The sequence below is a fragment of the Kluyvera sp. Awk 3 genome (assembly GCF_028069715.1).
GTDB lineage: Bacteria > Pseudomonadota > Gammaproteobacteria > Enterobacterales > Enterobacteriaceae > Kluyvera > Kluyvera georgiana_A.
The window spans coordinates 1-7220 of sequence record NZ_JANEWH010000187.1; the positions used below are offsets into that span (position 1 = coordinate 1).

General features: G+C 53.2%; 6 protein-coding genes. 2 read left to right on the top strand and 4 right to left on the bottom strand.

Annotated elements, in window-relative coordinates; genetic code table 11:
- Positions 1–86: 86 nt before the first annotated feature.
- Both NNN71_RS22760 and NNN71_RS22765 read right to left on the bottom strand, forming a co-directional pair.
- A complete protein-coding gene (locus NNN71_RS22760) occupies positions 87–1274 on the bottom strand; it encodes an acetyl-CoA C-acetyltransferase (RefSeq protein ID WP_163446087.1) in 1188 nt (395 codons plus the stop codon).
- Positions 1275–1385: 111 nt separating this feature from the next.
- Complete coding sequence (locus NNN71_RS22765; RefSeq protein ID WP_249022790.1) at positions 1386–2255, bottom strand: LysR family transcriptional regulator; 870 nt, start codon at positions 2253–2255, stop codon at positions 1386–1388.
- A gap of 94 nt (positions 2256–2349) precedes the next feature.
- On the opposite strand from NNN71_RS22765, the gene NNN71_RS22770 reads away from it, so the two are divergent.
- Positions 2350–2811 carry a multidrug/biocide efflux PACE transporter gene (locus NNN71_RS22770; RefSeq protein ID WP_064542893.1) on the top strand — a complete coding sequence of 154 codons (462 nt, stop codon included), beginning with the start codon at positions 2350–2352 and terminating at the stop codon, positions 2809–2811.
- A gap of 111 nt (positions 2812–2922) precedes the next feature.
- Positions 2923–4152 carry an amino acid permease gene (locus tag NNN71_RS22775; protein WP_271459404.1) on the top strand — a complete coding sequence of 410 codons (1230 nt, stop codon included), beginning with the start codon at positions 2923–2925 and terminating at the stop codon, positions 4150–4152.
- Positions 4153–4191: 39 nt separating this feature from the next.
- On the opposite strand, the gene NNN71_RS22780 is transcribed toward NNN71_RS22775, so the two are convergent.
- Together NNN71_RS22780 and NNN71_RS22785 are read right to left on the bottom strand one after the other, a co-directional pair.
- Positions 4192–5715 carry an alpha-N-arabinofuranosidase gene (locus NNN71_RS22780; RefSeq protein ID WP_249022789.1) on the bottom strand — a complete coding sequence of 508 codons (1524 nt, stop codon included), beginning with the start codon at positions 5713–5715 and terminating at the stop codon, positions 4192–4194.
- The gene (locus NNN71_RS22785) at positions 5712–7082 is read right to left on the bottom strand and encodes a glycoside-pentoside-hexuronide (GPH):cation symporter (protein WP_271459405.1); all 1371 of its coding nucleotides are present in this window, start codon (positions 7080–7082) and stop codon (positions 5712–5714) included. Before NNN71_RS22785 ends, NNN71_RS22780 begins: the two co-directional genes overlap by 4 nt.
- Positions 7083–7220 lie beyond the last annotated feature (138 nt).

Here is a 7220-nt window from a genome sequence, read left to right on the forward strand (position 1 = left end):
CTCTTAACCCAGCGTATATAAACAAAAAAAGACCTCGAATGAGGTCTTTCTGAAGGAAAAAATAGAATGGAGAAACTAAAGCAGATTTACTGAATGTCTCGCTCGACGGCAAGGGCAACCCCCTGACCACCACCGATGCACAGCGTCGCCAGGCCTTTGCGCGCATCGCGTTTAATCATCTCGTGAACCAGAGAAACCAGAATTCGGCAGCCCGATGCGCCTATCGGATGCCCCAGAGCGATCGCTCCGCCGTTGACGTTGACCTTCTGTTCGTTCCATTCCAGCATTTTACCCACCGAAATGGCCTGCGCGGCGAAAGCTTCGTTGGCCTCAATCAAATCCACCTCATTCAACTGCCAGCCTGCGCGCTCCAGGCACCGTCGCGTGGCATAAACCGGTGCAATCCCCATCAGCGCCGGATCCACCCCCACGCTGGCAAACGCACGGATCCGCGCCAGGATAGGTAACCCCAGTTCAAGCGCTTTGCTTTCGCTCATCATCAACACCGCCGCCGCGCCGTCGTTAATGGATGAAGCGTTACCCGCCGTCACCGAGCCCGACAGATCGAACGACGGGCTCAGCCGCGCCAGTGCTTCCGCGCTGGCATCGGTTTGCGGCTGCTCATCGGTATCCACAATTTGCGGCTGACCGCCAGGCTGTGGGTTTATCACCGGAACGATTTCGTCGCGAAAACGCCCCGAATCGATAGCCTTGCGGGCTTTATGCTGCGAGCTTAACGCCCAGGCATCCTGCTGCTCACGGCTGATGCCATATTCACGCGCCAGATTCTCCGCCGTGACGCCCATGTGATAATCGTTGAAGGCGTCCCACAGGCCGTCATGCACCAGGCTATCGATAAGTTGGCTATTGCCCAACTGTGCGCCGGTGCGGCTGTCGGTCAACACGTGCGGCGCGCGGCTCATATTTTCTTGCCCGCCGGCGATAACCACATCCGCTTCACCGCATTGAATCGCCTGGGTCGCCAGATGCAGCGCCTTCAGGCCCGATCCGCAAACGTCGTTAATGGTGATGGCCGATACGGTATTTGGCAGACCGCCTTTTATCGCAGACTGCCGCGCCGGGTTTTGCCCGGTACCTGCGGTCAGAACCTGACCAATAATCACTTCGTCGATCGACGTCGCGGCAATGCCGCTGCGTTCGACCAACGCGTTGATCACCAGGCTACCCAGTTCGACGGCGGAATGACGCGCCAGCGCCCCCTGAAAACAGCCGATGGGCGTACGGACAGCACCTACGATAACGACATCTTTCATCTCAACCTCAGCGCAAAATAACCTGCGTATAGTAGATGATTGTTATCAACTTTTTTCGCAATTGTTTAAAAAAAGTGAGTCTTATCACAAAGGAATTGCTTATCGTCTGCGCTACGTCGACACCTGCTGGAGGTACTGACGTAGCCAGCTCCCCGCCGCCCCCAGGGGAGCCTCTTTATGCCAGAGCAAATCGATAGAAACCGACATGGGCCAGCCTGTAATATCCAGCATAGTCAGCTCCGCCGAACTGGCAAATTCATCCACCAGCGCACAGGGCAATACGCACCATCCCAGCCCCTGCGCCGCCATGCTCAGCAGCATCAGATAGTTGGGTGCCGACCATACTGGCCCGCGCGCGGGTGCGGTGCGATTCTCCAGATAGGTATTCAACCGAAGCTCGCGCCACGTGCGCAGTTGCTCCCACTCCACGCGTGTCTGCGCGGTCAGAGGATGATCGGGAGAGACATAGACCGCCATGCGCGTCTGCATCGGCAGACGGGTATGACCAATATCGGTAGGGTAGTCGTCGCGCGCCTCAATCAACCCCACCTGCGCGCGGCCTTTTTGCAACAGATCGATCACATCATCATCCTCCCCCACCAGACATTCAAACTCGGTATGCGGGAAACGACGATCGAACTGCGCCAGCAGATCTTCCAGCACGTCCGGATGCAGAGTATCCGACAGCACAAAAGTCAGCCGCGCTTCCGTTTCACCGCTCAATGAAACCGCCAGCTCATCAAGCCGTTCGCTGGCGGCGAGGATCGCCTGCACGTAGCTCAGCACCCGCTGACCTTCCGGGGTCAATACCGGCTGGCGCGCAGAGCGATCGAATAGCGTGACGCCGAGATCCACCTCCAGATGAGCGATGGCGGTGCTGATCGTCGACTGACTTTTACGAAGACGGCGTGCCGCGGCGGAAAAGGAACCACAGGAGACGGTTTCAACGAAGGCGGTCAGAGCTTCGGGGGAATAGCGCATGAAGTATCTACTTTATCGATGGATTCTATCTTTTACTTATCACATTTACCCATAAAATGCGCATAACAGTGTTCAATAAAACGAAGGTCATCAGATGCAACACGATTTATTACATCGCAGAAAGCTGCCGGAGCGTATTTTCCACGCCGTGTGCTTTGAAGGGATCGCCACCGCGATCCTCGCTCCTACTGCCGCCTGGCTGATGCAACGGTCCGTACTGGAAATGGGGGGACTCACGATTATTCTGGCCACCACCGCCATGGTGTGGAACATCATCTACAACGCCGTTTTTGACCGCCTGTGGCCGGTCACTCGCGTAAAGCGGACGGCAAAAGTGCGTGCCCTGCACGCCCTGGGATTTGAGTGTGGGTTTATCGTTATTGGCGTCAGCATCGTGTCGTTCGTGCTGGGCGTAACGCTGCTGCAGGCACTCACGCTGGAGATTGGCTTCTTCCTGTTTTTCCTGCCTTACACCATGCTCTACAACTGGGCGTACGATACGCTGCGCGATCGCATCATCAAACGCCGCCAACAGAATCTTTACGCACAAAATTAGTCTTCTTTTCAGGCCGATAACAAGCGGCCTGAAAATGTTCAGCCACACGAAAAGCTAATTATGGTAAATTGTCCGCCATTTTTTTGGTTTTATGGTTGATATATTCAGATAATGTCTAAAATTTGGTCTAAAGACGAAACTCTATGGAGCTTTGCCCTATATGGCACTGCCGTCGGAGCGGGAACCCTTTTCCTGCCCATCCAGCTAGGGGCCGCCGGTGCGGTAGTTCTGTTTATCACCGCACTGGTGGCATGGCCGTTAACCTACTGGCCGCACCGCGCTTTATGTCAGTTCATCCTTTCCGCTAACACTCCGGCGAGCGTTGGCATTACCGGCGCCGTCTCCCACTACTATGGCAAAAAGATCGGCAGTTTAATCACCGCGCTCTATTTCATTGCCTTCTTCGTGGTGGTGCTAATCTACGCCGTCGCTATCACCAATTCCCTGGCCGAGCAGATTGCCCGCTATACGCCCGTCGATTTACCCTTGCGTGCATTGATTAGCCTGGGCGTGGTGCTGTTGCTGAACCTGATCTTCCTGACCGGTCGCCAGACCACTATCCGCGTCATGGGCATGCTGGTGTTCCCGCTGATCGCCTACTTCCTGTTCTTATCGCTCTATTTAACCGGAAGCTGGCAGCCGTCGCTGCTGACCACGCAGATGGAGGTCAACACGCACACTTTGCATCAGGTGTGGTTGTCCATTCCCGTGATGGTTTTCGCTTTTAGCCATACGCCGATTATTTCGACCTTCGCCATCGACCGTCGAGAGAAATACGGCGAGCAAGCCATGGGTAAATGCAAAAAAATCATGAAGGTAGCGTACTTGGTTATCTGCCTGAGCGTGCTGTTCTTTGTGTTCAGCTGCCTGCTTTCGATTCCGCCGTCGTACATTAATACGGCAAAAGAGGAAGGCGTCACCATCCTCTCTGCGCTATCGATGATGCCTGACTCACCAGGCTGGCTGTCGATTTCCGGCATTATTGTGGCGGTTGTGGCGATGTCAAAATCGTTCCTCGGCACCTATTTTGGCGTGATTGAAGGAGCGAGTGAGATGGTGAAAGCGTCGCTGAACCAGGTTGGCGTGCGTAAGAGCCGCTCGTTCAATCGCGGGCTGTCTATCCTGCTGGTCTCCGCAGTAACGTTCATCGTCTGCTGCATCAACCCGAATGCCATTTCGATGATTTACGCTATCAGCGGCCCGCTGATCGCCATGATTCTGTTTATCATGCCGACGCTGTCGACTTACCTGATCCCGGCGCTGAAGCCCCACCGCTCTATCGGTAGCCTGATTACGCTGATTGTCGGGTTAATGTGTGTATCGGTGATGTTTTTAGGTTGAACAACAAACGGGCAGCCAGCGCTGCCCGTTTCGCTCTGCTTACGACGCCTCAAAAATCAGTACGTTCCACGAGTGCCGTTTCACCACCATCTTCAGCATACCGTCCTGCAGTTCAGCGCAAGGCAGCATAACCGGGACAACATTATCGGGTTGTTCGAAGGTGTTCCCTTCGCGGTAATCTTCGCTATACAACAGCGTATGCGAAATCGCTTTTAACGTCGTGAAGCTGTTCAGCCGTAGCTGTAACGCATAATCATCGTTCAAATCATGGTTGGCGATAAACACCGCGAGCCGCCCGCTGGCCTCATCAAACGTTGCCGCCGTTTCCAGCGCGACATGTTCGCCGTGATGCCCGGTTTTAACGGCTTCGATATTCGTTATCGGACGCAACGAAGCCCCTTTCGCATAGCGGGCCACATCGCGGAAAGGATAAAACGTCGCCTGGCGAATGGCGCCTCCGCCGGGCTGGGTCGAAATCATCCCACCTTCATTGACCAGCAGCGACTGGCAGGCGATTTTTACCCGCTGCGCATAGTTGAGAAATGTACAAAGCACACCACCGTACACCACCGCATCCAGCTGCGTGAAACTGGCGTAGCCGTAGGTTTGCTGCTGGCCTCCCGGTACGGCACCAGACTCCGTTACCACGCCCCATTCATCAAAGCTGATGTTGATCTCTTTATCCGAATGACGACGGCCTTTCACAAAATCACAGGCGGCAATCACCGTATCGAGATAACGGCGTAGATCAGCGAACAGCCACGGAATATCACGTTCATCTTCATGGGCCGCATACACCAGCAGCTTGTTCTGGCGGTAGTTCAGATAGCGATGTAGCGAAATATAATCAATATCGTCATAGCAAGTCTCAAGGACGATCCGATCCCACTCGCCAAAGGTGAGGTGCCCCTCTTCGTTCGTGCAGGATCCACAGGCGATGGTCTGCGCACGCGGGTCCATCCACTTGATAATTTTTGCGGCCTCTCGTGCTTTACGGGCATATTCCTGCGCCGTCATGGCGCTTATTTGCCACTTACCGTCCATCTCATTACCAAGACACCACAAACGAATATCATGGGGTGTTTCAACGCCATGCGAACGGCGCAGTTCGGCCCAGTAGGTACCGGATGGCGTATTACAATAATCCACCAGCTCTCCGGCAGCCATCGGCGTGCCGGTGCCGAGATTACAGGCCATGATCAGCTCAACGCCCGCATCTCTGGCAAAGGCGGCAAACTCATTGGTACCGACCTCGTTGGTCTCGAGCATGCTCCACGCCATATCCTTTTTAACCGGACGCTGCGCTTTTGGCCCCACACCGTCCTGCCACTGATAGCCAGAGACAAAATTTCCCCCCGGATAGCGCACTCCGCTGATGCCGGCCTCATGCATCAGCGCCTTCACATCGTTGCGAAATCCTAAGGCGTCCGCCTGCGGATGTTCCGGTTCATATAGCCCGCCGTAAAGGCAACGCCCCAGATGCTCAACGAACGATCCCATCAGTCGGGGGTCGACATCACCAATCACATAGTGTTTATCATAATGAATTGCAGCGTGTTTCATTTCGTCCCCTCTGACACGGTGAAGAGTTCATGCTCGATACGCCCCATCGTCTGGCGATCGAGCTTGTAGAAAAACTGAAACAGGATCCAGCTTGCGGCATAGCCCGCCGCGGGAATACCGGCCATCAGCAGATAAATGCCTGAGACGGCGCTTTCGCTTTGCTGCGCCGCGTCCGGAACGTAACCGTAGAGCGAGAGAATGCCGCCCACCAGCGCGCCGCTTACCGCCAGCGAGACCTTCAGGGTAAACAGGTTGCTGGACGCACACAGCCCCGCCATTCTTTTCTTTAATTTCCATTCGCCATAATCATCGGCATCCCCGACAAAACTCCATAAAATAGGCGCACTGGTCAAGTGGACGACGGAAAGGACAAAATAAAAAGAGAAAATGAGTGTCTGATTCAACGGATCAATTAAATATAACGCTAATGACAACGCCACCAGACACAGCTTCACATATTTATATACCGCAACCTTGCAAAAATAACGGGTAAACAGTGGGGTAATCAGACAGCCAATAATACCTGCCACAATCCCCAGGCTCATAAATAATGTGCTCATCCAGTCATTAAGATGCATGATATATTTGGCAAAATAAATCGCGACGGCACCACGAACAAATGAAGGGAAACAGTCAAGAAACATTCCCAGCGAGCACACAATAAGCTGATCGTTCTTTAAGGCATTTTTCAGATTCGTTAAGATACCATCATTATTTTCATTTTGCGGCTCCACGCGTTCCCTGGTGGTACGAAAGCAGAAAACAAACAGCACCAGCGCTAAAACAGAATAAAGCGTAACGACCCAGAAAAAACCTGTTTGCCGATTACCACCGCCAAAATACTGCACCAGCGGCAGCAACGTAAAGGTGCAAAACAGCCCTGCGACGGCCCCGGCAATGCAGCGATACTGTTGGCAGGAGACGCGTTCCCTGGCATTGCCAGTGATGACGCATCCTAGCGAGCAGAACGGAATATTAACGGCTGAATAGAGCAGTGAGAGCAGCAGATAAGTAAAAAAAGCATAGATGATTTTTGCATTCGGCCCTAAATCGGGTGTGTAGAACATCATCATACAGCTTATTGTAAAAGGCACTGCGCACCATAGCATCCACGGCCGGTAGCGCCCCCAACGACTTTTTGTTTTATCGATCATCGCCCCATAAAGTGGATCAAAAAAGGCATCGATTACACGTACCAATAAAAATATGCTGGCGACAACCCCAGCGTTAATACCGTAAATATCAGTATAGAAGAACGCCAAAAACATCGTAATGGGATTAAACAGTAAGTTACAGGCGGCATCGCCAGAACTAAAGCCCACCTTTTCAAATACGCTGAGTTTCTCCACTGCCTTGTTGGGAATCATAATGATGTAACCTTATGGCAAATAATAAAAGAATGTCATGTCTAAGCAAGGTGGATTTTAAAGGCATGGGGATTCTTTTTCATGCTGCACACATGGATAATCTGGCTAGCAAAATAAATATGTGACCGTCGTTGTAAC